This is a genomic window from Pseudomonas imrae, assembly GCF_046352735.2.
GTDB lineage: Bacteria > Pseudomonadota > Gammaproteobacteria > Pseudomonadales > Pseudomonadaceae > Aquipseudomonas > Aquipseudomonas imrae.
Genome location: NZ_CP110853.2, coordinates 1,164,615 through 1,191,292, shown reverse-complemented (window position 1 = coordinate 1,191,292; position 26,678 = coordinate 1,164,615). Strand labels below are relative to the sequence as shown.

Below are 26,678 nucleotides of genomic sequence, written 5' to 3'. Positions count from 1 at the left end.
AGGTGGGAGGAAACTACAGTAACCGCAGTCAAAAAAACGTGAATCCATACCGTCTTATTGGTGCGAAATTGACTCGAGCTGCTGTAGGAGCAATGCGGCCTGAGTACGTGTGCGTACCCCTAGCTTGCGGAAAATAGCAGTCACATGGGCCTTGATCGTCGCTTCTGACACACTCAGCTCATAGGCAATCTGCTTGTTCAACAACCCTTCACAGACCATGGTCAGCACGCGGAACTGCTGGGGCGTCAGGCTTGCCAAACCATCCCGCGCAGCCTTGGCTTCGTCGGAGACGTTGATCTCTTCAAATGCCTGTGGCGGCCAGGAAACATCGCCGTCCAGCACTGTACGCACCGCTTTCTGGATATCTTCCATGGAGCTGGATTTTGGAATGAAACCGCTGGCACCGAACTCCTTGGAGCGTACCACCACAGCGGCCTCTTCCTGGGCTGAAACCATCACCACCGGGATCTGAGGGTATTGCCCACGCAACAGCACCAGACCTGAGAACCCATAGGCACCGGGCATGTTCAGGTCCAGCAACACTAGGTCCCAATCGGATTTTTCACTGAGCCGGGCTTCCAGTTCGGCGATGCTCGCGGCTTCAACCAGTCGAACATCCGGCCCCAAGCCAAGCGTGACCGCCTGGTGCAAAGCGCTACGAAACAGGGGATGGTCATCGGCAATCAGGATTTCGTATGTGGCCATTTATTAAATGATCCTGTTTTTATGGGAGCACCTACGCGGTCGGTACTCCCAACGTACAAGGTGCCAGCCAGGATGCTGTCACCGAAGAGCACGTTCACTATAAAGCGCAAAAAAGACGTCTCAATTTGCGACGGCGCCCTAATCGGCGCCAAGCATGCCCAGCACGGCCTGGGCGGTCAAGCGTTACGCCCGGGCGGAGTTTAGCGAGCCCGCGGTGACAGTGCCATCATGCAAACGTCGTCTGGTCATATGCACTATAGATAAGGCGCCAGGCGCAGGTGGGCTTCGTCGCCCGGGTCCAGGGGTAGCAGGAATTTAGCCGCCAGGTAATGGGTGCTGAAAACATCCAAATACGCATCCAATACTTCACTGGCCGGCTGGTCATTGGCCAGCTCCAGGCAAAGGGCCGCTACTTCGGCGGTGCAGAAATGATCGTCGCGCTTGGAGCGGCGCAGCTTATATCGGGACAGTTGTTCAGGCGCCAGACTGAGTACAGGCAAGTGTTCAAGGTACGGACTCTTGCGAAACATCTTGCGCGCCTCGCTCCAGGTGCCATCCAGCAGGATAAACAGCGGGCGCTTGCCCTGCCCAAGAACGACCTCGCTGACCACTCGCTCTGGCGCGACAAACTCACCGGGAAAGACGATGTAAGGCTGCCACTGCGGGTCGGCCAACAAAGTCAGCAACTGAGGGTCGACTTCAGTCCGCGACCAGGCAAACGCGGTGGTGTCACCAATCACATCGGCAATCAGCCACCCGGTATTACTGGGTTTCATCGGCTCGACATCATGCATCAGCAGGCACACTGCGGAGTTGGCCTGGACGTTGGGGCGCCAGGCGCACAGGCAATATTCAGGAATGACCCGGCATCCTGCACAGCGCTCGGCACGAGACCCGCGAGCGACAAAGGGCTTGATAGCGCGGGCCAGACGCCGGGCGCGTAAACGGGAGACCGCGTGGCTCATCGGGTGCGCCGCTGCAAAAAGATGAAAACTGACACAGACAGAACTCTGGAAAGGCAAAAGTCGCTGCAGTTTACCAGAGCAACCTGCACGTACCCGCACTTACCGCCGATACGCCTGGCTGTAGCGCCCCAGGGTCACCTATAATCGCGCGCCACTGAACGCACAGCGCAGTGGCGGGTCTATGGACCAGTAACCGAATCAGGAGATTTTCATGCTGCGTCTTATGTTGCGTCTTGCCGCCCCAACTGCCCTGGCGCTGGTTTTGCCTTTGGGCGCCCAGGCAGCCTCCTTGCTGGAGCTGCAAATGAACAAGAAGCTGCAAAGCGTGGCGGCGGAAAGTAATAAAGACCTGCCCAGGGAAATCGATGAAAAAACCCTGGAAGTGGCCTACACCGTCGAAGGCATGCAGTTGATTGACCATCTGAGTGTCATGCCCGACCGTGCAGAACAAATGCGCGCCAATCCCAAGGCTGTGTATTTCCAGCTGGGCCAAAGTGTCTGTCTGAACAAGGGCTATCGCGAGTTGATGGCCAAAGGTGCAGTGATGCGTTATGAAATCACTGAGAACAAGACCAATCGTCCAGTCGCGTCGGTCAAGTTCCAGGAGTCTGATTGCCCGGCACCCGTGAAGAAGAAAAAGTAAACGTTTCCCCCGCGCGCCGCTGATCAGTGGCGCTGCAGCCCTTCCTGCAAAACGTCATCAGCCCTCAACAAGCAATTGCCACGCAAGAGTTTATAGGCTCATGATCAAGTCACCCTGTAACATCCCCAGGGCACAAGAGGCTTGTCCTCACAGACTTGCAGTGCAAAAGTTTAAATCACAAGGAACATACAGAGCCGAGTTCGTCCGCCTCGACAGCCAGAGGCTCGACGAAACCTATGCAATGCCCGGCTACGAGCTGCGGCATGCAGCGACACATGAGTGTCGAAGATGCCGATGAATCTCTCGTCGCCACCCAAGGCTCTGTGAAGAAGGAGAAGTTGAATGCCTGACCAACCAAATGATCTCCTGCTCCGTCATTTCCAAGAGAAGGGAACTGATCTCAACCAGCAGATCGAAGCACAACTCAACCTGATCGCTCCCAGTAGTCCGAATATCCCTCTTTATCGCGACATGATTCTTACCGTACTACGTATGGCTCATGACGACCGCGACCGCTGGAATGCCAAGATTACCCTGAAGGCAATACACGAGTTGGACCATGCCTTCCGCGTGCTGGAGCAGTTTAAAGGCCGGCGAAAAGTCACCGTGTTCGGCTCGGCGCGTACGCCGGTAGAAAGCCCACTCTATGCGTTGGCCCGGGAAACCGGAGCCGCCCTCGCTCGCTCAGACCTGATGGTGATTACCGGCGGCGGCGGCGGAATTATGGCTGCAGCCCACGAAGGTGCCGGCCTGGAGCACAGCCTGGGATTTAATATCACCCTCCCCTTCGAGCAGCACGCCAACCCGACCATCGATGGCACGGAAAACCTGCTTTCCTTCCACTTCTTCTTTACCCGCAAGCTGTTTTTCGTCAAGGAAGCCGACGGCTTGGTGTTGTGCCCTGGAGGCTTCGGCACCCTGGATGAGGCAATGGAAGTCCTGACCTTGATCCAAACCGGCAAAAGCCCGCTAGTTCCGGTAGTGCTACTGGATGCGCCGGGTGGCAGCTTCTGGCAGGGCGCTCTGGACTTTATTCGCAATCAGCTGGAAGCCAACCACTACATTTTGCCTGCTGACCTGAAGTTGCTGCGCCTGGTGTACAGCGCCGAGGACGCGGTAAATGAAATCAACCAGTTTTATGCCAACTTCCACTCAACCCGTTGGCTGAAGCGCCAGTTCGTGGTCCGCATGAATCACCCACTCAGTGATCGCGCATTGGCGCATATGCAGACCGCCTTCGCAGACCTGCGACTCAGTGATGATTTCCATCAACTCGCCTACGCCGGGGAAGAGCACGATGCACCTCACTTCAGCCACCTGACGCGGCTGGTGTTCAACTTCAACGGTCGCAATCAGGGTCGGTTGCGCGAGCTGGTGGACTACATCAACTTGCCGGAAAACTGGGCCAAAGCCCAAGGAAAGACTCAGTTACGAGCGACAGAAACGGCATAACCCAGACGTAAAAAAGCCCGCTATTTTCATAGCGGGCCTTTTTTTGTAAAACGGCTAACAGCTCAATCATCCAGCTCCCGGCCGCTCAGCAAGCGACTGATCATCTCCATCGAGAACCCTCGATAACTCAAAAAGCGCCCCTGCTTGGCACGCTCTCGAACATCGATAGGCAGATGGCCGCCAAACTTGCGACGCCAGATATCTTCCAGCTGTGCTTGCCAACTGATACCACACTCACGCAAGGCAAGATCGATATCAGCACGCTGCAACCCTCGCTGGCTCAGCTCTTCACGAATTCGAGCCGGGCCATAGCCAGAGCGTGCGCGGTATGAAACAAAGCTTTCGAGGTATCGGGACTCTGACAGCAGCCCTTCCTCCGTCAAACGGTCTAGGGCCGTATCAATCATCTCGGGGCAAGCACCGCGCTGACGTAATTTGCGCGTCAGCTCGACTCGGCCATGCTCGCGTCGCGCGAGCAAGTCCATTGCAGTACGCCTTACGGCAACAAGCGTATCCAGTACAACCGTCATCGTTTGACTCAGATATCAGCGTCTGCTTCAGCCATATCGTCAACAGGTTCACGGTTGGCCGCTGCCTTGACGTCTGGCGCTGCAGTCAGCAGCTTGTCGCGAATCTGCTTCTCGAGGGCGGCTGCAATATCTGGGTTGTCTTGCAGGAACTTGGCCGAGTTGGCTTTGCCCTGCCCGATCTTGCTGCCGTTGTAGGCATACCAGGCACCGGACTTCTCGACGAAGCCATGCACCACACCCAGATCGATCATCTCGCCATTCAGATAGATTCCCTTGCCGTAGAGAATCTGGAACTCCGCCTGACGGAAAGGCGGAGCCACTTTGTTCTTCACAACCTTGACACGGGTTTCGCTCCCCACCACCTCGTCGCCTTCCTTCACCGCGCCGGTACGGCGGATGTCCAGACGGACCGAAGCGTAGAACTTCAGCGCATTACCACCGGTGGTGGTTTCCGGGCTGCCGAACATCACGCCGATTTTCATCCGGATCTGGTTGATGAAGATTACCAGGCAGTTGGCATTCTTGATGTTACCGGTGATTTTACGTAGCGCCTGGGACATCAGACGGGCTTGCAGGCCAACATGCATGTCGCCCATTTCGCCTTCGATTTCCGCTTTTGGCACCAGCGCGGCCACGGAGTCGACAACGATCACGTCGATGGCATTGGAGCGGACCAGCATGTCGGTGATTTCCAGGGCCTGCTCACCAGTGTCTGGCTGCGAAACCAGCAGGTCGTCAACGTTGACGCCTAGCTTGCCGGCATATTCAGGATCCAGCGCGTGCTCGGCATCGACGAACGCACAGGTGGCGCCCATCTTCTGTGCCTGCGCGATCACCGACAGGGTCAGGGTAGTTTTACCGGAAGATTCAGGGCCGTAGATTTCAACAATACGGCCTTTAGGCAGGCCGCCAATGCCGAGTGCGATATCCAGACCCAGAGAGCCTGTGGAGATAGCCGGGATCGCCTGACGGTCGTGATCGCCCATACGCATTACGGCACCCTTGCCGAATTGACGTTCGATCTGACCCAGGGCCGCAGCCAAGGCTTTCTTCTTGTTGTCGTCCATTAAAGTCCTCACGTAATCAATAAGGCCTGACGGCCAACACCTGTATAAGTAGACAGTATTGTTCCACAAAGATCCGGGATCGCCTACCCCTGTTTTCCTATTTCTGCTGCAGCTCGTCGCAATAACCCATCCAGTGCAGCTTTTACCGTTTGTCGGCGCACTTCATCACGGTCGCCGACGAAGTGTTCAAGCTCGGCACTGACCTCCTCGCCAACCCCCCAGGCCAGCCAAACCGTGCCCACAGGTTTATCCGGGGAACCTCCATCCGGCCCCGCGACGCCACTGACCGCCACGGAAAACCGCGCCCGGCTTTTTTCCTGGGCGCCCCTGGCCATGGCTTCGACTACTTCACGGCTCACGGCTCCGACCTTGGCAAGCACTGCTTGGGGCACATTGAGCTGGAGTGTTTTCTGTCGATTTGAATACGTGACATAACCCGCCTCAAACCAGGCAGAGCTCCCCGGAATCCGTGTGATCGCTTCGGCGATCCCTCCACCGGTACAGGACTCGGCCGTGGTGACATGGGCATTGAGCACCTGCAAACGCCGACCGAGCTCAGCGGCGAGTTGGGTAATTTCCTTCACGGTCATCTCCAGAAGTGGACGGACATCCGCCTACCCTACAGGAGGCAATTGCAGGTGCAAGTGACAGACTGGATCAAGATTCTAACGAGCGATTGCACGCACATAGGCCTGGCATGCCCGCAGTGCAATCAATCCATCGTCGCCGCTGTCGGTGATGCCGATAATTCGTTGAGCATGCGTCGGGTCAAGTCGGGCGCTATGGGCAGCATGAACCACGCTGCCGGCGGCGGTGGCGGCTCGCATCGGGCAGTTCCTTGCGGGATCGCTGGCGTCGAGAAGGACTGACAAGCGCACATCAGCAGTGGCCAGGCGATCACGCAAGCGCCCTTGATCACGTTGTGCATCGCTTAACTCCCGGACATGTTGTTGGTCATTGGCACTCAGTAGCCGCTCAAGGGCAAGGCGCTTTTGCTGCTCGGCCAGTTGTCGACGCAATGCCGCCTGGCTTTGCTGATTGAGCAGGTCCATCTGCAACGCTACCTGATGTTCAAGCAGGGCCTCATAGCGCCAGGCTTGAACTCGCCAGGCTGACGCAAACGAACCGCCGGCCACGCTGGCTAGCAGCAGGAGCAAGCCCATCAACCGGCAAGGCGCCGAAATCAGCTCGAAGAAACGCACAGCACCACCCTCGCCCGCTCCCACAATTGCAGCCGGTGCTCCAGGCCATTGATCCCGCCGTTGATACGACGGGTGATCGTGGTAAAGCGGTGTTTGTCGGCCAACTCATTCAAACCATTGCTTTTCCAGAACCAGGCGGCGGACTCGGCAGCCCATTGCGGCTGCTCCAGCAATTCCGGGAAAAACAGCAAACGATCATCGGCAAACAGCCCCTGGCTGCACACTCGGTAATTGTGCCGACCAGTGATCTGAATCAGGCCGCGGCCGCGATACTTCTGGCCATCACCATCGGCGTCGGGGCTATTGCCCAAACGTGCGGCCAAGCTGCCGGTGTCATATTTGCTGAGGTAGTGGTCGCTGCCCAGTTCACGCACATAACGCAACTCGCCGGACTCGTGACCGATCTGGGCGATGAAGGCAGCCATGCGTGGGGTGGTCGTGATTTGATGACGAAGCATCGCCGCGTTCAGCGCGGATATGAAAACGCCCGCTTGAGAGCGGGCGTTGGGTAGAATCTGTTGAAGTTGCGCAAGTGTCATCACCCTCAACCTCCATCCATTCAAGAAGCCAATCCACTGGCCATGATCGAACTGCGATAGCCTGCCGACGGCTCGCCGGAATGCGTCACTTTGTCTATCGACCACCGCCCCTGCATATACCCCGGCCAGGTTTCATCCAGCAGCAACAGTCCCTCTGCGGACAACAACGGGTTGCCAGGGCAATCAATCGCTATCGTCAGCCCCTCACGCCCCACGCGACGCAACTCGCCCTCGGCCACATCACGCGCTTCATCCTCATTCTGACAACGTTGGCGCAAAGTCTTGAAAGGCGCGATACCAACCTCGACTACACGCTGGCGAGAGGCCGCCGCATCCCACCAACTGACACGGCAACCCTGGTATTTGGCCCTGGCTGCCTCATCGATTCTGGCGGTGGTAAACGCCTGTTCGCCGGGGCGGTTATCTTCGGTTATCGACAGCCGCGCGTCCGGTAATTGCTGCCCCGATAGCGACTTGACCTGCCCACTTTCGGCCAGCACATAGAGTTCATTGATCGGCTTGGTCACCGCGTTGTAACGTTTGGCGAGCCGAGTGATAAACCCCATGTCGGTCTCGTTGGACTGGTCAACATGATGGATCAAGATCCCGTCCAGGGCCGGTGCAACGCGGGGCGAAAAACCATGCCGTATCGCCAGTTGGCGAAACAAGGTGCCCAGGGTGGTGGGCCCGTGGCTGGCGGAGCGGCGCTGCCGGTAACCGCTTTGATCGGTCACGCTGAACGGCGCCGCTGTCGCGACAATAGCCAGGCGCATGGGAAACAGATAGGGCGTTCTTTGAGTGATGACGAACTGGCCTTTTTCCACCAAGCCCGACTCCAGGTAACCCACTCGCAAGCCGATTTTACCGCCCAGGCTTGGCAAGCCTTCCAGCCCCTCGATATTGATCGTCAACTCCAATCGGTCGGATTCGATCCCGGCCGCGTCGGTGTGCTTCCATTGCATCAACCGTGGATTGATCAACGCTGCATTGGCCCCATAGATTTCTACGATCGGAGTAAATCCCATTGCCATACCACCTCCTTAATCCCAGGCCAAAACCGGACGTGTGGCGCCGGGCCGTGACTCCATTTCAGGCACAATCACCCAGATGCCCACCGGCAACAGCGGGCCGTGTTCCGCGAGCCCTGGGTTCAAGCGCCAGAGCATTTCCTCGGCGTCATCATCACAACGGCCCAACTCGCGGTAGAGCAGCAGGTTGACTGAGTCACCAGCAATACTTCGAACTCTACGCATTAACAAACTCCTCCAGCACCATGGTCCACTTGATCAGCATGGCGGTGCCGTCATCAATCACATTGGACTGGTTCTCCGACACCGTGACGATGCGCCACAGCCCCCAGTTGCGGCCGATGCCATCCACCAGCGGCAGAGGTGCGCACGCATCCAGCAGGGCGCGCAGCTCATCCAGCCGCTGCATGCCCACCGCCGACATGGCGCTGCCACTGAAGGTCAGTTTTTCCAGTTTCTGACCGTTCTGTCGCGATTGGGGTTTGCTGGCGACAATCTCCAGATTGGCCCAGCCTCCATCACTGCTGCGCTGGAGCGTGGAATAGGCAAAGCCTCGGGACAGCCCGAAAATGAAACTGCCCAACACCATCTGCTGCCGCATTAATCACCTCCATCGGTCAGAGCCACATTGCGCCGGACCGCCAGTGAATCGGTCAGCATCGGCATACATTGGTTCTGCAGGGTTTGAATCACTAGGTTCGCCAACTCCTGGGCGCTGGCCGCGGCCTGCCCGCTGATCTGGATCACGGGCGCGAAGCTGATCTGTCGATTATCGGCAGGTGCGCTCGTCAGCTGCGTACCGACCTCTTCAGGCGAGCGCAGACGATCAACCAGGCCGCCGAACTTGTCGCCCATCCACGCACCCGCTTCGCTGCCCAGCAACCCACCCAGCGCACCGCCCACTGCGGTACCCACACCAGGAAAAATCAACGTGCCAAGCGCCGCACCGGCAGACGCACCCGCCCAGGCGCCACCGGCCGTACCGACGCCGGTACCGACGGCACGCAGGTCGCCGTCGCGTACGCCCTGCACGGCCTCCATCGTCGCCGTAGCGATCCGCAATGGAGCAAGCCGCTGCGTCGCAACCGATTCCAGGCGGATGATTGCCCCCGACAACCCGGCAGCCAGCCCCTTTGCTCCAGGAAGAGAGGCGACTTTGCTGGCGGGGAGCGCGGTGGAAGGAGCGAATGTATTGCCCGGCAAGGAGCCCTGAGGCTGGGCAGCGCCCTTATTCGAAAACGCCCGCAACGGCTCGCCCTTGATATTGAGCACAGATGTACGCTCGGACTGTTCTGCGCGTTGATGCAGATTCAGATCGGGCCGCTTGCCACTGCGTAGCGTCTTCGCAGCCCGGGCAGGCGGCCTCGATTGAAGCGGATTGTTCGGTTTGGGCAACCCGACGCGCCGGGGCTGCATCTTGCCAGGATAACGCGCCCGGCCTTTCTTCCTGACGGTGTCGCCAACGCTCTCGGGCAGCCGCGCCGCAGGGGCATCCAGCGCGCTACGCCGGGTGTCGTCCGGGCAGCAACACGATTTATCCTTGCCTTTATCACTGAGCAGATCGCCGAACGGCTTGGGCAACTTGGCGGCGGCCATATCAATAAGGTTGCCCGAGACCCGCGATTTGATCGTGTCCCACAGCCCGGAAACAGCTTCGCCGGCAACCCACGCCGCCGGGGTGGCGACCGCCGCGCCAGCGGTTTTGACCGCGTCGGCCGCAGTTGGCGAATGACTTGCGAGGTCGTTGATAGCGTCGGTCAAAAACGTCTTGGTACCCAGCCAGCGCTCTTCCAGTAACACCGAAGCAGGTTCCAGGGTCCCGGATAGACGCGCCTTGCTCTCGCTGTACTCCTCTCGTTTAACCTGAATCGACGACTCGGAAGCCTCGGAGTCGCCCCTGGCGTAGGAAAGCTGGGTACCTGAGTACCGAAGCGTACCTGCCGCATCGAAAATAGGGCTATCACCCCGCATCATGGCTTCGCGGGTCAGCCGCAAGTCCAGGGTGACGACCGGCGACTCGCTGGCTTTGCCCTTCTGCTCGTCGGCAGGCCTGCTGTCGGCACGCTCATCGGTTTTGACAAGACGGGCATCAAATGCGTCAAGCAATGACAGGCGCGTATTGAGCGTATCCAGGTGGCCGCGCAGCAGCCCAAGGGACAGCATCAATCCACTCAGTTCGAGCCCTGCATTCTTCAGGTCCAACCCCGAAGACGCTGGCTGAACCTCGTCAAGAACCGAGCCCCCCGTAAGGGGTTGTGACAAGCCCATGTGGTTGATATCGGCATTCCCGCCACTGCCGAGCCGGCCATCCCTGGCCGCAACGTAGGTCAGCGAATAATTCTCTTGCATCCCGCTCTACTCCTGTTTGACGCCAAGGCGAGCGATCGCGATATCGTAGCGGCGCAATGCTTTGCCGGCGTCCCAATCAAGGATCTCCGCTTCGCTGACTGAGTAAATCAACGGCACGACATCGAGAATTACGTCGATGTCGCGCTCCGAAAGAATGCCGCCGGCTGGTTTAAAAAATCGTCGATGCGCTCCTGCAGCTCGGTCCAGTCGGGCACGCTCAAGCCAGCAAGATCGGGGATCATCAGCCCACTGCAATGGGAGGTGATGAACTCGGCGCGCTCCTTGGCCGTGGTGAGCTTTTTCATGACTTTGGTGGCGCGCAGCGCGGGCATTTCCAGGGTCACTTCGGTCAACGTGCGACCAGCGACTTCGAGGGGCAGCAGCAGTTGCACCTGCTCGCGGGTCAGGGACTCACGCGGTGCGCCGGAGTCTTGCAGGAAGAACGAAGCCGGGCGCGTCGACATGTCGTGTACGTATTGGGCAATACTCACGTAGTCCGGACGCTTGAGCTGGTCGAGCTCCTTTTCCGACAATCCCGTGGCGAGTTTCGCCAGTTCGAAGAACTGGTCATCTTCATCGTCACCAGCGCGAGCCAGGGCTTCTTTTTGCGGAGCGTAGAACAGCGGTTTGAGTTGAATCTGCGTGATCGTGGCGCCGCTGTCGGCAGTGATCGGGGACAACAGAACATGAAGCGCAGGCATCCAGGCCATAAGGTCAGTTCCTTGATAAATGCATCTGAAAAAACCGCAAACCCAGGCGGGCAACCACGTTGACGGCGCCCGCACCGGACCTGCGACAGCCTTACGGCATCAGCACCGCACGCCGGGCGTCACCGAGAATGTCGACGCCGTTGAGCATGAACTTTTGCGTGCGCACGTCGATGTCGATCACCGGCACACCATTGTCCAGGCGATTGTAGGTGCGGCAGGAGAGCTCCAGGGTGGTGGTGGCCTTATCGCCCATTTTCAACTTGGCCTCGGTCAGGGATTTGAGCTTGCCGCCGACGGTGTGGTAGGTGAAGAAAGTCTTGCCGTCCTGGTCCTGACCCGCCTCACGAACGTTCAGCAGGATATCTTCACCCGCCCTGACACCCAGGGCCAACATGATTTCCGGACCGGCGCCCTGCAACACCAGGGTCGCACCGAGCACCTTGCCGCTCTTGGCCATTTCCTCGGCGATGAAACGTCCGCCGGACATGGCTTCCATGTCGAACTCGATCTTCGGCGGGGTGAATTCTTCCACGGTTGCGGACAACGGCAGGCCTTGGAGGGTGGCCGCAATGGCCTGTCTGACTCGGTTGGTAAACATTAGAGAACGTCCTCCAGGAACTGCTCGATGATTTCATCGCGGGCATTGAGTTGATAAACCATGTGTTCGTTCGGCGCGTAGCGGCCATAGTCGATAACGATGAACCAGGTACCGTTCTTGTATTTCTCGACACTATTGAGTTCCGGATGCAGGTACACGCTGCCGCCAGGAATGGTTTCATCGGCGACCAGGGTCTGCAGCCAGTCGTTGATACGCTTGACCTCCTGATCCATGAACGACTTGGTCAGGTTATGCGCCATGGCCTTCTGCCCGGCCTTGACCAGCTTGCGGCTGATGGCATCTTCCAGGCCGACATAGCTGATGAACTTGCCAGTGACGGAGCGGTTGCCCAACAGCGAGAAGCCACCCAGGATAGTGCGTGCGTAATAGCTCACACCGTAGCGGTTGAGCAGGTCGCCTTCAGTGGAGGTATCGAGAATGTTGTACTCGACCACGCGGGAAACGTCCTCGGCGAAGGTCACCTGATTGCCTGGGCTTTCCCATTGCTTGACCTTGGCCAATGCGGCGATAGCCAGGGACGAAGGCGCCAGGAACACATTTTTCTTCGCAGCCTTGGAGTACACCGACGGCATGTTGTGCACCAGCAGGCAGCGGTCAAAACCGAGATCGGCACCACCCAGCTCACCGCTGTAAGTCACCTGATCGGCTACCGCAGCGTCCTTGCCATCCAGTACCACGCGGGCCTTGATGCGCTTGCCAAAAGCAGCGAATTCGCTGGCCACGGCCTTGCTGCCGGTAAAGCCTGGAGCGCCGATGATGGTCAGGTCCTCGGGAACACTGCTCAGGGCAGCCAGGCCCAGTTTGCGACCCGTGACGGCCTGGTTGCCGCCAATCACATTCTTGATGGTGTCGGCCGGGGTTGCGCCCTGTTCGACGATCACTACGTACACCGGTACCTTGACCACTTTGAGGATCTGGTACACCGCCTGAAACAGTGTGCCAGCCTCGGCGCCGCTAGGGTCCAGCAGCGCCTGGGCGGTGAAGCTGTTGATACGAAACGGGGCATTTTTCGGGATCGATACATGCGCGTTGGGCGCGGTACCGACCAGACCGATCACGTTGTCACCCACGCCGCCCATGGGCTCAGGGGACTCAGTGGCATTGACGGTGATACCGTTATGCTCGAAATTCAAAACCTCAGCCATGATTATTCAGCCTTCTCGGTGACGGCCTGCTTGGCCTGGGTGGTGTCCTTGACGGCGCCCAGCTCGCTGGTCAGTTCCAGGCGGCCGGCGGTGTGCAGAGCAGATGCTTCGACGTCCAGCAGATCCAGCTCCTGACCCACGGTGGACCAGTGGCCACCTCCAGTAGGAAAGGGGATTAGGACGGTGTAGTTTTGGCGGTTGGCCATGGGGGAAATTCTCCGGGTGTAGAAACGCCAAAGCCCCTGCGGGAGGGGCTTTGGGGAGGCGAAAAAAACCGCTTTCGCGGTAGCTTTTTACTTCAGGAATGCCGGCAGGAGGGGCCAAACGATCTCTAACGGGTCCTCAACCTGCTCGGGGATATCACGTAATACTTTGCGATAGGCGGCGACTTCTTTGCGTTGCGTATCGGTCGCGGGAAAATCCGGCAGTTGGGTAAAATCTGTGGCGCGAAGAAACTGATCGCGCTGCGCGCGAATAGCAGCCCATTCAACCTCAGGAAGAGGAGTAGCCAGCGGCCATTCAGTATTAGAGTCTGTTGACATGTTAACCCTCCAATCCAAAAACTACAGTTTCGGTCAACGATAGTTTTGTCTTTAGATCACCTAAAGCAAATAGCCTACCGTTCCCTACCCGCATGGTATCTATACGCAGAGTCGTGAAATAAATACTTGGCACAAGAATTCGCATAACGATATTCCCATTATCATCCACATAAATACCTGGTGTCATATTGCCAAATGTAGAGACACTTTGCAGCCTCCGCCCAGGGTGATAGCAGTAACCAACAAGAGTTTCCTCGATGATTTTAGCCGTACCATAGCTATAACCTTTTATATTAAACCAAAACATCTCAGAATTTACATTCACATTGAGTGGAATTTTAAAATGTATAAAAACATTTTCACCACTTCCTAGGTCTGTCGCAACAAAATCCCCTTTCGCAGATGGCACGTGGGTACCACCCGTTCCATATATATGCCCTTGGAGAAGATTGCGACGAATTGTACCTAGCGCGGCGGGATCACCCTCCACATCCTTTAGGTTTCGCCACTCATTAAACTGAGCCAGAGCTGTCGCCATGGTCGAGTTAATGCTACCAATCTTTCCATTTACCGCAGTGGTCAAATTATTGGCCGCTGTCACCAGCGACGCAATCGTTGTCTCGAGACTCATCCTTGAACTCCTTATTTATTTAATCAATATAGCTTTACTACCAGACTCAAGCGACATCACGCGAAACAGCAACTCGGTATGCCGAGCCATATTGTCAATATTGGCTGTAGCCAGAACCGCAACTTCTCCACCCAACAGCACATTCAAATTTTCACTCCCCACCACAATCGTCACGCTATCGGCCGGTAATGGCGAAATATCCAGCGTAAACTTTTGCAGTACCCGTGCCGCCGCTGCCTTATACGTCAGTAACTTCCCAGCCACGGAATACACCGCCAGCAAGGTCCCACTGGCGAGATAAAACCCGAACTCGCCGATCTCATACTCGGCCTCGCCATCAAACAGCGCGGCCATTCTGAGTTGCCGCGCACCCAAGTCTTCGTAATCCACGATGGCGACTCGTTGGCGCTCATTGCGCAAGGCCGTTTCGGTGCCAGTAGGGTTGTAACGGCCGGTGCCGGCGCCAATATGGGTAATTTCGCCTTTCAAGCCCTGGTTCTTTGCCTGTAGCACTTCATCCAAACCCTTGGAGGTGAAGCGCACCAGGCGCGTAATGTCATCTGTCATGGCTGCGCCCTGAGGTCGTAGTCGTTAATGGTGTAGTGACGGGCAACCCCGGCACCGTTAAGTTGGGCAACCAGCCCGAATGCAGGCAGTGCGCCCCACAGGTACAGCTCGCCATCGCACAGCGGGGTATGGGCAGCAGTGCCCAATGCCAGGGCTCCGTGCAACGTTACGTCGGGCAAGGCGCCCGGCTGGCTGTCATCACCGATGCTCAGCCCTGGGTCAGCCCCAACGGTCGCCAGCAGGCCGCCTACGGTTTCGTGGACAATCGTGATAGTGGCGATGTCCCGCTCGCTTTTGGCCGCGCTGATGCGCCGAATCAGCCGGTTGTGGTCTCCGCTGGACCAACTGCGGCCGATGATTGCCTGTACATCGAACGTGTAAGGCTGGGCCTGCGGCTGTTGTTGGTACCAGGCGATGATATTGGGCGTGAAGCCCAGGGATTCGACGGCATGACTCAACGCCTTGGGAGTGCCCGCCTGACGTTGGATCTGCCAGGACAGCATCACCGTGAGACGCTTTTCGGCCTCGTCGGCATCGGCGCTCCATTCGCTGACTCCACGGTCGACGGCCAGGTAGGGCAGGAACTCCACCGGTGTCTGCAGCGGACTCATCAACTGCGCAAACGGCGGCGCGACCCGGTCGAGCAAGCGCCCAAAACCCAGGTCCAGGGCCTTCTCCAACGGCGAACTGTTGGCCGGAAGCAGGCTGGGTACGCAAGTATTCATAACGTGCGCACCTCTACCTCGATCCCCGTGCAATACGGGGCCTGGAAAGCCGTGCAGATAATCGGCTGCAGCGGTTCGAGAATTTCCAATTGCGCAGCACCGGCGGTGTGGATGGTGTAGTCGATCCAGCTTGGATCCACTCGCCCTTCCAGGCGATGACAGGATTCGGCATAGGTTTGCAGCAGTTGCCGGGCTGCCACCTGAGTCAACCCGGAATCCGGGCCCGCGTTGATCTTGGCGATCACCCGAATCTTGTAGGGTAGTACTTGCGCACCCTGCACTGTCACCCGGTCCGTTTCGGGCCGTACATCCGGCCGTGCGAAATGGCGACGGACACCGTCAAGCAGTTCCGCCGACGGCCTTCCATTGCCTACCCTGGACAAGACCGTGACCATTACTTCACCAGGTGCCGTGCGTCGGCCGTTACCATCCTTGACCTGAGCGGCATAGCCATCCGGGTCGAAGGTATAACTGACGGTCACCACGCCAGGCGCCGCACTGTCCACTTTCACCACTGGTCGCCCGCCAAGCGTGAACACTTCACGGCGATACTGCATCCGCGAACCCGCGGCCGGAGCATGGGGTGCCAGGTAATAACGCAGGCGCGCGTCATCGTCGCTTTCCAGGGTCGGCGGGACAGGCGGGAACGCTGCAGGATCACCGGCATCCAGGACCTGACGCTGCAGGCCCATATCGGCGAGGCGTGCATCAAGGTTACTGCCCGTGGCCCACCAAGACAGCATCTGCTGAATCCGCGCGTTGTATTTGCGTTCATGGGTTTGCAGGCGAACGCAGAACGCTTCAAGTGCCAGGGTCAGCAATTCACTCTGGTTTTCCAGGCTGACCTTGAGCCTTGCTGCGTTTTGCGGCGAACGCTCGGCCACGTAACTCACGACAAATGCCTTGAACTCAGCCAATAACGGCTCGAATTCGTCAACGGCAACCATTGCAGGAGGCGCCAACTGATTCTGCCCGGGGATCAACATACTCATGTCACCACCTCGAAGGATTGCTTGCGGTTTTTCCAAGTACCGGCAAAACGCAACAGCAAACCGGCTCCCTGCCGCTCGGCGACAATGACTTGGGGAGCAAAATCAGCGATGCCGTTGTGTGGGTTGTAAAACGCTTGGGCGGCGTGGCTTTGGGCGAGAATCAACAGATCATCCCCCAGGTTGCGCCCGAGCAGTTGCGGGATCATCGAGCCGTAGAGCGGGCGTTTTTGCCGGGTGCCCAATGGCGTGGTCAGCGCCCGGGTGGCGCGCTGGACGAATTGCAGCCAGTCATCGACCGCGACCCCGGTGTTTCTATCAATACCGATCATGGCAAATCCTTATGCCGTGCTGATGACTCGACCCTGATGGTCCACCAGCGGGCCACTCAAATGAACGCCAGATGCGTCCAGCACGATGCCGACTGCACCGACTTGCAGGCTGATGGCTTCGCAGGTCATGGCCAGACTGGTGGCACCCAGGCTCATTTCCACTCGTTCGCGCGAGCCGGTGAACGCGGTCGGACCGTTAACCCAGTCGACGACATGGCCAGCGGCGTCGTAGCTGAGTTGCGTGCCGTCCTGCTGTCGACGACGGGTAAGCGTCGCAACACCGGAAAGTGGCGGAAAGCGGTCACTGTTCAGGCCGAACAGCGCCACCGACTGCGCCCCGCCATCGCCGCCGCCATAGTTGAGCAGCAGGCATTGTTCGCCGACGGTCGGGATACGTGTTTCGGTCTGCGCTCCAGCGCTGGGATTGAAAAAGCGAATGGGCGGGGTGAGCAACTCGCCGTGACTGATCTTGCAAGTATTGCTCGACGCATCAACTTCCTGGCACACCCCGATCCGGCAGAAGCTTTCGGCGCGCCGATACAAGTCTTCGAGCTGGGTTTCCATCTGCGCCAGGCGTTCGACGATCGGTTCCAGTTGCATGCGTAACAGCACGTCAAACATGGGTCGCTCCTGCGATCGGCTGGTATTGATCGGGATCATCGATGTCCGAAACCTCCCATGTACAAGCGAAAAGAGGCGTGCCGGTGGGATCCTCAAGCAGCGGTGGCCCCAGATAAAGGGTTTGCGTGAAGGAAACGGTCCAGGCGTCGTAATCAGTTTCAGCCCCGGCCAATGTCGATGGCACTGCGACAATATTCATCGGCACCTCGCACTGGGTCGGCGGCAAATTCCAACGGTTGTCCAACACCAGATCCATCAGCCGACTTGCCAGATCACAAGCCTCAAAGGGCTGCGCGCCCTGGCCGACCATAACCTTGAGCAAGACTGACAACACATGGGCCTTGCGCCCCTCCAGGGAGCGCACTGCTGGACCATTGCGCTCGACCGTGATCACTACACAGGTTTTATTCGTCGCCTGGAAATCCTGCGCGCTGCCCACCTGCAGGTCTGGGAGCGCAACACGCAGCGCTTGACCAATGGCAAGCGGCAACTCTGAAGGTTTTTCAATCGGTGTCATGGTGTGGCCTCCTTGCGACAATCACTATTGGTCCGGGTGGGAGCCGGGTGACTGGTTCACCCCGATCCGCTTCGCTGCCCAACGCTCATAGAGGCCGATGGCGACGTCGGCCCCCGCCATCGCGGTCAGGCAACCGAGGGCGCCGGCGGTCCAGATCGACATGCCGGCGGCATACAGCAACATCAGCGCCGACACCCCGCACACCATGCACGCCCCTGAACGCAGGGCCAGTCGACGTACCAGTGACCAGCCGCGGGCGCCCTCCTTGTCGGCCCGCCACATTTCTCCTGAAATTGCGCCGATCAGGGCCAATATGATGACCAGCCAGATAGGCATTTCCGCTAACGCTTGCTGCTCGTTTGTCATGTCACGCCTCCTGGAATGAGTAAAACCGGCAGGTGCCGGTGTTTTGATAAATAGATGGGTTGCTTGTCGGCAAGCATTCCAAAAAGCCCGGTTGCCCAGGCTTTTCAGTAATGCAGTCCTCGATCTTTCGGCGCTACTGGCGCGGTACGGATCTTTCCTCGATGTTTTTCCGACCACGATCCCTGTCTGCCGGATAACTGCTTCTGGTGCTTTACGCTGCACACCCGGGTCAGTTGCCAACCCTCTGAACCGTCAAGGCCGGTTCATCGCTGCCTGTAGTAAAACCGTGAAACTAAAGAGCGTCGGCGTCCTGCCGGCATTGCTCGGCGTCCTTGCCACCGCTCGGTGGCGTCCATGCCGTATTGCGTGACTTCCGTGTCGTACCTGGCAGCATCCTTGCTGCCCTCACCAGCGTTTTCGGCTGGCTTGAGACAAAGAATATGCATGTATGCATATACAGTCAATGCATAAATGCATTTATTTTGACATGGCGAATGCACAGACGCATAAACCCCTTAGCGGTCAGTCTCTTGCAGGCGTGTTGCAGACGAAAAAAAGCCCGCTTGCGAGCGGGCTGGTTTATTACAGAGGGGGCTACCGGGCGTACATGCCCCACCAGAAAACGTGACCGAGAATGCTGATCTGCTCTTCCTGGATGTCCTGGAAGCTGTAGTCCTCATCCGGGTGCTCATCGCGATTAAAGCTACGCAGACGAATCCCCGTAGGCAGGCGATAGAGCTGTTTGACCCGCAGCTGACCGTTATGATTGATGGCATACAAGTCGCCATCGACAATGTCACCAATCCCGCTCTTGCCAGCATTGACGCCCACCGTCGCGCCATCGCGCAGCACCGGCAGCATACTGTTGCCACGCACCGTTACGCATTTGGCCTGGTCGAACTGCACACCGTTGTGACGCAGGCTGCGCTTGCCGAAACGCAAGCTGGCCTTCTCGCTTTCCTCGATGACGAATCTTCCTGATCCAGCAGCCAATTCAACCTCGCGCAAAAAGGGGATCGACACCTCGTCATCATTGACCGGGGTATCGTCGTCCCACAGGCTTATGTCCTTGAGTTCCGAATGCATCGGATCACGCTCGTCCTGCCACACAGCAGCCGCACGCCCGCGTAACTGGTCGGTGCTGACACGAAAGTAATCGGCAATACGCGAGATGTGCTTGTCCGACGGATCGACGATCTTGCCGTTGAGGATCCGGGACAATGTGGACTGAGGCACGCCGGTGCGCCGGTGAAGCTCCGTGGGGGAGATCCCGTCGCGATCGAGCAACTCTCTTAATACGATAGAAACATTGCGTTTTTGCATAACGCGAATATTGAAGCCAGTCCTGGCCGATGGCAAATGCTATTTTGCATATTTAACGCATGAAACCCACAAGAACCGCTGGCCGTCTGCGAACTGCGAAGCACAGACCTTGCGTGTTAACCTTGCGCCCATCGCAAAAAATGCTGGGCCAAGCGCGCCCTTTGCCCCATCACTTTCAACGAATCCGCTAAGTATCTGATGAGTAAAAACACTTCCGATCTGTCCTCCCACACCCCAATGATGCAGCAGTACTGGCGCCTGAAAAACCAGCACCCTGATCAGTTGATGTTCTATCGCATGGGCGACTTCTACGAGATCTTCTATGAAGACGCGAAGAAAGCGGCCAAATTGTTGGACATCACCCTGACCGCTCGTGGGCAGTCGGCCGGGCAGTCGATTCCGATGTGTGGGATTCCTTACCATTCGCTGGAAGGCTATCTGGTCAAGCTGGTGAAGCTGGGCGAGTCGGTAGTGATCTGTGAACAGGTCGGCGACCCGGCTACCAGCAAGGGGCCGGTAGAGCGTCAGGTGGTGCGCATTATTACGCCGGGCACGGTGAGCGACGAGGCGCTTCTGGATGAGCGTCGCGATAATCTGATCGCCGCCGTACTGGGAGATGAGCGCCTGTTCGGCCTGGCCGTGCTGGATATCACTAGCGGCAACTTCAGTGTGCTGGAGATCAAGGGCTGGGAGAACCTGCTGGCGGAGCTTGAGCGTATCAATCCGGTGGAACTGATGATCCCGGATGACTGGCCCAAAGACCTGCCAGCGGAAAAGCGTCGTGGGACCAAACGTCGCGCACCGTGGGATTTCGAACGCGATTCGGCACTCAAGAGTCTGTGCCAGCAGTTCTCGGTGCAGGATCTCAAGGGTTTCGGCTGCGAGACTTTGACCCTGGCCATCGGCGCCGCCGGCTGCCTGCTCAGCTATGCCAAGGAAACCCAACGCACCGCCCTGCCGCACTTGCGCAGTCTGCGCCATGAGCGGCTGGACGACACGGTAGTGCTTGATGGCGCCAGCCGTCGCAACCTGGAGCTGGATACCAACCTGGCCGGCGGACGCGATAACACTCTGCAATCGGTGGTCGACCGCTGCCAGACCGCCATGGGCAGCCGCTTGCTGACCCGCTGGCTGAACCGTCCACTGCGGGACTTGAGCGTATTGCAAGCGCGTCAGTCTTCTATTACCTGCCTGCTGGATGGCTATCGCTTTGAAAAGCTGCAGCCACAACTGAAGGAAATTGGCGATATCGAACGCATCCTGGCACGGATCGGCCTGCGCAACGCGCGCCCCCGTGACCTGGCTCGGCTGCGTGACGCCCTCGGTGCCCTGCCCCAATTGCAAGTGGCGATGACCGAACTGGACACACCGCACCTGCAACAATTGGCCGTTACCGCCGGCACTTACCCGGACCTGGCAGCCTTGCTGGAAAAAGCCATCATCGACAACCCGCCGGCGATCATCCGTGATGGTGGCGTGCTGAAAACCGGTTACGACAGCGAACTGGACGAGCTGCAGTCGCTGAGCGAAAACGCCGGGCAGTTCCTGATTGACCTGGAAGCCCGCGAGAAAGCCCGCACCGGCCTGGCCAACTTGAAGGTCGGTTATAACCGCGTCCACGGCTACTTCATTGAGTTGCCAAGCAAGCAGGCCGAACAGGCACCTGTCGATTATCAGCGGCGCCAGACGCTCAAAGGCGCCGAGCGCTTTATCACGCCTGAGCTCAAAGAGTTCGAAGACAAGGCGCTGTCGGCCAAAAGCCGTGCCCTGGCGCGCGAGAAGATGCTCTATGAAGCCCTGCTCGAAGACTTGATCAGCCGCCTTGCCCCGCTGCAGGACACCGCCGCCGCCCTGGCGGAACTGGATGTGCTGAGCAACCTGGCCGAACGTGCGCTGAACCTGGACCTGAACTGCCCACGTTTTGTCAGCGAGCCATGCATGCGCATCGTGCAGGGACGCCACCCAGTGGTGGAGCAAGTGTTGACGACGCCGTTCGTCGCCAACGACCTGGCGCTGGATGACGATACCCGCATGTTGGTGATTACCGGTCCGAACATGGGCGGTAAATCCACCTACATGCGCCAGACCGCCTTGATTGTGCTGCTGGCGCATATCGGCAGCTTTGTCCCGGCCGCGAGTTGCGAGTTATCACTGGTTGATCGCATCTTCACGCGGATCGGCTCCAGCGACGACCTGGCCGGTGGTCGTTCGACCTTTATGGTGGAAATGAGCGAGACGGCCAACATCCTGCACAATGCCACCGAACGCAGCCTGGTGCTGATGGACGAAGTCGGTCGCGGTACCAGCACCTTCGACGGGCTGTCCCTGGCCTGGGCTGCGGCCGAGCGCCTGGCACACCTGCGCGCCTATACGCTGTTCGCCACCCATTATTTCGAACTGACCGTACTGCCCGAAAGCGAGCCACTGGTCGCGAACGTGCACCTCAACGCGACCGAGCACAACGAGCGTATTGTGTTCCTGCACCATGTACTGCCGGGCCCCGCCAGCCAGAGTTACGGCTTGGCGGTGGCGCAACTGGCGGGTGTTCCGAACGAAGTGATTACCCGCGCTCGCGAGCACCTCAGCCGCCTGGAAACCACCGCGCTGCCCCACGAAACAGTGGTTGCCAGCCCGGCCAAGGCCAAGAGCAAAACCAGCACGCCACACCAAAGCGATATGTTCGCCAGCCTGCCCCATCCCGTCCTGGATGAATTGGCAAAGCTTGACCTGGATGACTTGACGCCGCGAAAAGCATTGGAATTGCTCTATGCACTGAAGACACGGGTCTAACGCAGATGCTTGCAAGCTGATATTATCTCGCGCGGTTTGGGATGCTGCGGGCTTTTAGCCTGGTTCGCAGACTATCGCTCCCGAACCTCGCGAGCCCTGCCATAAAGGGTTTCGCTGCCGCCGCCTGAGGAGAGAATTAGAAATGACCTTCGTCGTCACCGACAACTGCATCAAGTGCAAGTACACCGACTGCGTAGAAGTGTGTCCGGTGGACTGCTTTTACGAAGGCCCGAATTTCCTGGTCATCCACCCGGACGAGTGCATTGACTGCGCCCTGTGTGAGCCAGAATGCCCGGCCGTTGCGATTTTCTCTGAGGATGAAGTCCCGGAGGATATGCAGGAGTTTATTCAGTTGAACGTCGAGCTGGCGGAAATCTGGCCGAACATCACTGAAAAGAAAGAATCGATGCCTGACGCAAAAGAGTGGGATGGCGTGAAAGGCAAGATCAAGGATCTCGAACGCTGATTGCGTCGCTGCTCTTCAAAGGCCCCTTGCGGGCCTTTTTGCGTTCTGGGACTTTCTACTTTTCTCCAGGCAAAAAAAAGGGGCGGTTTGACCCGCCCACATTTTTTCCCTAGTCCCTGTGTTCCTTTTCATCATCCTGATGAATCGCATCCTGCGAGGTTCCCTGAGTCATCGTTCCTTGATGACTGTGTCAATCCGTCGACACAGGGCTGATATTAGAGACTTCCCGATTAAGTTCAAACGGAACCAATCGTAATCAACGCTCGCAGCTCACGTAAAATCGGAATAAATAGTTATTGTTTTTCAACAAGATAGGAAAAACATCTGACCATTCGAGACGAGCTTACCGGGTAAAAAGAACGAACACTTACGGAAAAGTAAGTGAATGCTTACACCAGCAGCAGGCTAAAAGCGCAACCGCTACCTCGGCGAGCTTGCACCAGGCAAGAAAAAGCCCCGACAACGTCGAGGCTTGTTTACTTCCAGGCAGATCAGTCGTCGCTGACAGTAATCGTCGGCATTGCCTGTGAACCCGCTTCCTGCAACACAATCCGCGCGCCCACGTGACGAGCGAGTTCTTGATAGACCATGGCGATCTGGCCGTCGGGCTCGGCAATCACTGTTGGCTTGCCGCCATCGGCCTGCTCACGTATGCCCATCGAAAGCGGTAACGAGGCCAGCAGCTCGACTCCATATTGTGTGGCCAACTTGGCCCCGCCGCCTTCGCCGAACAAATGCTCGGCATGACCACAGTTGGAACAGATATGCACCGCCATGTTCTCCACAACGCCCAGCACCGGGATGCTGACCTTGCGGAACATTTCCACACCTTTACGGGCATCCAGCAGCGCCAGGTCCTGCGGTGTGGTCACGATGACCGACCCCGCTACCGGTACCTTCTGCGCCAGCGTCAACTGAATATCGCCAGTGCCCGGCGGCATGTCGATCACCAGGTAATCCAGGTTGCCCCAATCGGTCTGCGTGACCAGTTGCAGCAAGGCGCCGGAGACCATGGGACCGCGCCAGACCATCGGCGTATTCTCGTCGGTCAGGAACGCCATGGACATCACTTCCACCCCATGGGCCTCGATCGGCACGAACCACTTCTGATCCTTGATCTTGGGGCGGGTGCCTTCAGCAATACCGAACATCACACCTTGGCTGGGACCATAGATGTCGGCGTCGAGAATACCGACCCGCGCACCTTCACGGGCCAAGGCCAGAGCCAGGTTGGCGGCTGTCGTGGACTTGCCCACCCCCCCTTTGCCGGACGCCACGGCTACTACATTCTTGACGTTGGCCATGCCGGGGATCTGCGCCTGAGCCTTGTGTGGCGCAATCACACATTGGATCTCGACCTTGGCAGCGCTGACCCCGTCCAGGCCTTCAATCGCCATTTGCAGCATCTGCGCCCAACCCTTTTTGAACAGACCGGCGGCGTAGCCCAATTCAAGCTGGACCGAGACTTGACCGCCCTGGACATCAATGGCCCGGACACAGCCGGCGCTGACCGGATCCTGATTCAGATAGGGGTCGGTGTACTGGCGAAGGACGGCTTCCACCGCTGCGCGATTAACGGCGCTCATGGGCTACTCCCGAAAAGACAGACAAAACAGGCGGCTATCCTAACCGTTCCGGCGACCGAGAGGCATGTTTCGCTGCCTTGGAAAATGCTGAAACAGCCGCACGGGGTGAAATATATTCTTCGGCGCTTTATAGTGGCCGACCTCCGTTTCATCAAGTAGCCGAGCCCCATGTCCGAGCCACGCAAGATCCTCGTCACCAGCGCCCTGCCCTATGCCAATGGTTCAATCCACCTTGGCCATATGCTTGAGTACATCCAGACCGATATGTGGGTGCGCTTCCAGAAGCATCGTGGTAATCAATGCATTTATGTCTGCGCGGACGACGCCCACGGCTCGGCCATCATGTTGCGCGCTGAAAAAGAAGGCATCACCCCGGAACAACTGATCGCCAATGTGCAGGCTGAACACAGCGCCGACTTTGCCGAGTTCCTGGTGGACTTCGACAACTTTCACTCGACCCACTCAGAAGAAAACCGCGAGCTGTCGAGCCAGATCTACCGGAAGCTACGTGACGCCGGGCACATTGCCACGCGCTCGATCACCCAGTACTTCGACCCGGAAAAGAAAATGTTCCTGGCCGACCGCTTCATCAAGGGCACCTGCCCCAAATGTGGCACGCAGGACCAATATGGCGACAACTGCGAAAAATGCGGTGCTACTTATGCGCCTACCGATCTGAAGGATCCGAAGTCGGCTATCTCTGGCGCCACCCCGGTGCTCAAGGATTCCCAGCACTTCTTCTTCAAGCTTCCGGATTTCCAGCAGATGCTGCAAACCTGGACCCGCAGCGGCACCCTGCAGGACGCCGTGGCGAACAAGATCGCCGAGTGGCTGGATGCAGGCCTGCAACAGTGGGATATTTCCCGGGATGCGCCGTACTTCGGCTTCGAGATTCCCGATGAGCCAGGCAAGTACTTCTATGTGTGGCTGGACGCGCCGATCGGCTATATGGCCAGCTTCAAGAACCTCTGCGAACGCACACCTGCACTCGATTTCGACGCGTTCTGGGGCAAGGATTCCACCGCCGAGTTGTATCACTTCATCGGCAAGGACATCGTCAACTTCCACGCGCTCTTCTGGCCAGCGATGCTCGAAGGTTCGGGCTACCGCAAGCCGACCGGCATCAACGTACACGGCTACCTGACGGTCAACGGACAGAAGATGTCCAAGTCCCGTGGCACCTTTATCAAGGCCCGCACCTACCTGGACCACCTGTCGCCGGAATACCTGCGTTACTACTACGCGTCCAAGCTGGGCCGTGGCGTCGACGACCTGGACCTGAACCTGGAAGACTTCGTACAGAAGGTCAACTCTGACCTGGTAGGCAAGGTCGTCAATATCGCCAGCCGCTGCGCCGGGTTTATCCACAAGGGCAACGCCGGTGTCCTGGTTGCAAAAAATGCCGCCCCGGAGCTGACCGAGGCCTTCCTGGCCGCCGCGCCGAGCATCGCCGATGCTTATGAAGCCCGTGATTTTGCCCGCGCCATGCGCGAGATCATGGGCCTGGCCGATCGCGCCAACGCCTGGATCGCCGACAAGGCGCCGTGGTCGTTGAACAAACAGGAAGGCAAACAGGATGAAGTCCAGGCGATCTGCGCCACGGGCATAAACCTGTTCCGCCAGCTGGTGATTTTCCTCAAGCCAGTCCTGCCATTGCTGGCAACTGATGCCGAGGCCTTCCTGAATGTCGCACCGCTGACCTGGAACGACCACGCCACCTTGCTCGCCGACCATCAGCTCAACGAGTTCAAGCCACTGATGACCCGCATTGATCCGGTAAAAGTCCAGGCCATGAGCGACGCCTCGAAAGAAGATCTTGCCGCCAGCCAGACCGACACCGGCCAAGCAGCGCCGGCGGGCAACGGCGAACTGGCCAAGGATCCACTGTCCCCTGAAATCGAGTTTGACACGTTTGCCGCCGTCGACTTGCGCGTCGCGCTGATCCTCAAGGCCGAAGCGGTCGAAGGCGCAGACAAGCTGTTGCGACTGACCCTGGACATCGGTGACGAGCAACGCAACGTGTTCTCCGGTATCAAGAGCGCATACCCGGATCCAGCCAAGCTGGAAGGTCGCCTGACCATGATGATTGCCAACCTCAAGCCACGGAAAATGCGCTTTGGCATCTCCGAAGGCATGGTAATGGCCGCAGGCCCAGGTGGAGAGGAAATCTACCTGCTCAGCCCGGACAGCGGCGCCAAGCCTGGCCAGCGCATCAAGTAACCCTGACTCCCGCCCGATAGTTGCGACATTGGCCGCTATCGGGCGGTTT

General features: G+C 58.2%; 31 protein-coding genes. 5 read left to right on the top strand and 26 right to left on the bottom strand.

Going from position 1 to position 26,678, the window contains the following annotated elements:
• Positions 1-54: 54 nt before the first annotated feature.
• Together erdR and OQ460_RS05380 are read right to left on the bottom strand one after the other, a co-directional pair.
• The gene (erdR, locus tag OQ460_RS05385; RefSeq protein WP_410020846.1) at positions 55-705 is read right to left on the bottom strand and encodes a response regulator transcription factor ErdR; all 651 of its coding nucleotides are present in this window, start codon (positions 703-705) and stop codon (positions 55-57) included.
• 254 nt (positions 706-959) lie between these two features.
• Positions 960-1,670, bottom strand: coding sequence for a tRNA-uridine aminocarboxypropyltransferase (locus OQ460_RS05380; protein ID WP_410020845.1), 711 nt, complete (start codon positions 1,668-1,670; stop codon positions 960-962).
• A 211-nt stretch (positions 1,671-1,881) separates the two neighbouring features.
• On the opposite strand from OQ460_RS05380, the gene OQ460_RS05375 reads away from it, so the two are divergent.
• On the top strand, positions 1,882-2,313 hold the full coding sequence (locus OQ460_RS05375) for a PA3611 family quorum-sensing-regulated virulence factor (RefSeq protein WP_410020844.1): 432 nt from the start codon (positions 1,882-1,884) through the stop codon (positions 2,311-2,313).
• A 342-nt stretch (positions 2,314-2,655) separates the two neighbouring features.
• Positions 2,656-3,765 (top strand): LOG family protein, encoded by a 1,110-nt coding sequence (locus tag OQ460_RS05370; RefSeq protein ID WP_410020843.1) that lies wholly within the window; start codon positions 2,656-2,658, stop codon positions 3,763-3,765.
• A 62-nt stretch (positions 3,766-3,827) separates the two neighbouring features.
• Here OQ460_RS05370 and recX read toward each other — a convergent pair whose 3' ends face one another.
• The 23 genes from recX to OQ460_RS05255 all read right to left on the bottom strand — a co-directional run bounded on the left by recX (position 3,828) and on the right by OQ460_RS05255 (position 19,567).
• The gene (gene recX / locus OQ460_RS05365) at positions 3,828-4,295 is read right to left on the bottom strand and encodes a recombination regulator RecX (RefSeq protein WP_410020842.1); all 468 of its coding nucleotides are present in this window, start codon (positions 4,293-4,295) and stop codon (positions 3,828-3,830) included.
• Positions 4,296-4,303: 8 nt separating this feature from the next.
• Positions 4,304-5,362 carry a recombinase RecA gene (recA, locus tag OQ460_RS05360; protein WP_084381341.1) on the bottom strand — a complete coding sequence of 353 codons (1,059 nt, stop codon included), beginning with the start codon at positions 5,360-5,362 and terminating at the stop codon, positions 4,304-4,306.
• Positions 5,363-5,445: 83 nt separating this feature from the next.
• A complete protein-coding gene (locus tag OQ460_RS05355) occupies positions 5,446-5,946 on the bottom strand; it encodes a CinA family protein (RefSeq protein WP_410020841.1) in 501 nt (166 codons plus the stop codon).
• Between the two features lie 81 nt (positions 5,947-6,027).
• A complete protein-coding gene (locus tag OQ460_RS05350; protein ID WP_410020840.1) occupies positions 6,028-6,564 on the bottom strand; it encodes a lysis system i-spanin subunit Rz in 537 nt (178 codons plus the stop codon).
• On the bottom strand, positions 6,546-7,103 hold the full coding sequence (locus tag OQ460_RS05345; protein WP_410020839.1) for a glycoside hydrolase family 19 protein: 558 nt from the start codon (positions 7,101-7,103) through the stop codon (positions 6,546-6,548). The genes OQ460_RS05350 and OQ460_RS05345 overlap by 19 nt, the downstream gene beginning before the upstream one ends.
• A 20-nt stretch (positions 7,104-7,123) precedes the next feature.
• Complete coding sequence (locus OQ460_RS05340) at positions 7,124-8,134, bottom strand: phage late control D family protein (RefSeq protein ID WP_410020838.1); 1,011 nt, start codon at positions 8,132-8,134, stop codon at positions 7,124-7,126.
• A 9-nt stretch (positions 8,135-8,143) separates the two neighbouring features.
• Positions 8,144-8,356, bottom strand: a complete 213-nt coding sequence (locus tag OQ460_RS05335) for a tail protein X (RefSeq protein WP_410020837.1) — start codon at positions 8,354-8,356, stop codon at positions 8,144-8,146.
• On the bottom strand, positions 8,349-8,732 hold the full coding sequence (locus OQ460_RS05330; RefSeq protein WP_410020836.1) for a phage tail protein: 384 nt from the start codon (positions 8,730-8,732) through the stop codon (positions 8,349-8,351). Before OQ460_RS05330 ends, OQ460_RS05335 begins: the two co-directional genes overlap by 8 nt.
• The gene (locus tag OQ460_RS05325) at positions 8,732-10,480 is read right to left on the bottom strand and encodes a phage tail tape measure protein (RefSeq protein WP_410020835.1); all 1,749 of its coding nucleotides are present in this window, start codon (positions 10,478-10,480) and stop codon (positions 8,732-8,734) included. Before OQ460_RS05325 ends, OQ460_RS05330 begins: the two co-directional genes overlap by 1 nt.
• Positions 10,481-10,608: 128 nt before the next feature.
• Positions 10,609-11,190, bottom strand: a complete 582-nt coding sequence (locus tag OQ460_RS05320; protein WP_410020834.1) for a phage tail assembly protein — start codon at positions 11,188-11,190, stop codon at positions 10,609-10,611.
• A gap of 91 nt (positions 11,191-11,281) precedes the next feature.
• Positions 11,282-11,788 (bottom strand): phage major tail tube protein, encoded by a 507-nt coding sequence (locus tag OQ460_RS05315; RefSeq protein WP_410020833.1) that lies wholly within the window; start codon positions 11,786-11,788, stop codon positions 11,282-11,284.
• Positions 11,788-12,954 carry a phage tail protein gene (locus OQ460_RS05310; protein ID WP_410020832.1) on the bottom strand — a complete coding sequence of 389 codons (1,167 nt, stop codon included), beginning with the start codon at positions 12,952-12,954 and terminating at the stop codon, positions 11,788-11,790. Before OQ460_RS05310 ends, OQ460_RS05315 begins: the two co-directional genes overlap by 1 nt.
• 2 nt (positions 12,955-12,956) lie before the next feature.
• Positions 12,957-13,160 (bottom strand): hypothetical protein, encoded by a 204-nt coding sequence (locus OQ460_RS05305; protein WP_410020831.1) that lies wholly within the window; start codon positions 13,158-13,160, stop codon positions 12,957-12,959.
• 87 nt (positions 13,161-13,247) lie between these two features.
• Entirely contained in the window at positions 13,248-13,496 is a 249-nt protein-coding gene (locus OQ460_RS05300) for a tail fiber assembly protein (RefSeq protein ID WP_410020830.1), read from the bottom strand.
• Between the two features lies 1 nt (position 13,497).
• Positions 13,498-14,127 (bottom strand): hypothetical protein, encoded by a 630-nt coding sequence (locus tag OQ460_RS05295; RefSeq protein ID WP_410020829.1) that lies wholly within the window; start codon positions 14,125-14,127, stop codon positions 13,498-13,500.
• 15 nt (positions 14,128-14,142) lie between these two features.
• A complete protein-coding gene (locus OQ460_RS05290) occupies positions 14,143-14,694 on the bottom strand; it encodes a hypothetical protein (RefSeq protein WP_410020828.1) in 552 nt (183 codons plus the stop codon).
• A complete protein-coding gene (locus OQ460_RS05285; RefSeq protein WP_410020827.1) occupies positions 14,691-15,419 on the bottom strand; it encodes a phage tail protein I in 729 nt (242 codons plus the stop codon). The genes OQ460_RS05290 and OQ460_RS05285 overlap by 4 nt, the downstream gene beginning before the upstream one ends.
• On the bottom strand, positions 15,416-16,411 hold the full coding sequence (locus OQ460_RS05280; RefSeq protein WP_410020826.1) for a baseplate J/gp47 family protein: 996 nt from the start codon (positions 16,409-16,411) through the stop codon (positions 15,416-15,418). The genes OQ460_RS05285 and OQ460_RS05280 overlap by 4 nt, the downstream gene beginning before the upstream one ends.
• Positions 16,408-16,740, bottom strand: a complete 333-nt coding sequence (locus OQ460_RS05275; protein WP_410020825.1) for a phage baseplate protein — start codon at positions 16,738-16,740, stop codon at positions 16,408-16,410. The genes OQ460_RS05280 and OQ460_RS05275 overlap by 4 nt, the downstream gene beginning before the upstream one ends.
• Before the next feature lie 9 nt (positions 16,741-16,749).
• On the bottom strand, positions 16,750-17,361 hold the full coding sequence (locus OQ460_RS05270; RefSeq protein WP_410020824.1) for a phage baseplate assembly protein V: 612 nt from the start codon (positions 17,359-17,361) through the stop codon (positions 16,750-16,752).
• Positions 17,354-17,878 (bottom strand): hypothetical protein, encoded by a 525-nt coding sequence (locus OQ460_RS05265; protein ID WP_410020823.1) that lies wholly within the window; start codon positions 17,876-17,878, stop codon positions 17,354-17,356. Before OQ460_RS05265 ends, OQ460_RS05270 begins: the two co-directional genes overlap by 8 nt.
• A gap of 24 nt (positions 17,879-17,902) precedes the next feature.
• On the bottom strand, positions 17,903-18,244 hold the full coding sequence (locus OQ460_RS05260; protein ID WP_410020822.1) for a phage holin family protein: 342 nt from the start codon (positions 18,242-18,244) through the stop codon (positions 17,903-17,905).
• A 594-nt stretch (positions 18,245-18,838) separates the two neighbouring features.
• Entirely contained in the window at positions 18,839-19,567 is a 729-nt protein-coding gene (locus OQ460_RS05255; RefSeq protein ID WP_410020821.1) for a LexA family transcriptional regulator, read from the bottom strand.
• 198 nt (positions 19,568-19,765) lie between these two features.
• Here OQ460_RS05255 and mutS point away from each other — a divergent pair, with 198 nt between their 5' ends.
• Both mutS and fdxA read left to right on the top strand, forming a co-directional pair.
• The gene (mutS, locus tag OQ460_RS05250; RefSeq protein ID WP_410020820.1) at positions 19,766-22,357 is read left to right on the top strand and encodes a DNA mismatch repair protein MutS; all 2,592 of its coding nucleotides are present in this window, start codon (positions 19,766-19,768) and stop codon (positions 22,355-22,357) included.
• Between the two features lie 142 nt (positions 22,358-22,499).
• Positions 22,500-22,823 (top strand): ferredoxin FdxA, encoded by a 324-nt coding sequence (gene fdxA, locus OQ460_RS05245; RefSeq protein WP_410020819.1) that lies wholly within the window; start codon positions 22,500-22,502, stop codon positions 22,821-22,823.
• Positions 22,824-23,314: 491 nt separating this feature from the next.
• Here the strand turns inward: fdxA and apbC are convergent, their stop codons facing one another.
• Positions 23,315-24,409 (bottom strand): iron-sulfur cluster carrier protein ApbC, encoded by a 1,095-nt coding sequence (gene apbC, locus OQ460_RS05240; RefSeq protein WP_410020818.1) that lies wholly within the window; start codon positions 24,407-24,409, stop codon positions 23,315-23,317.
• A gap of 168 nt (positions 24,410-24,577) precedes the next feature.
• On the opposite strand from apbC, the gene metG reads away from it, so the two are divergent.
• A complete protein-coding gene (gene metG / locus OQ460_RS05235; protein WP_410020817.1) occupies positions 24,578-26,629 on the top strand; it encodes a methionine--tRNA ligase in 2,052 nt (683 codons plus the stop codon).
• The last annotated feature ends 49 nt before the right edge of the window (positions 26,630-26,678 follow it).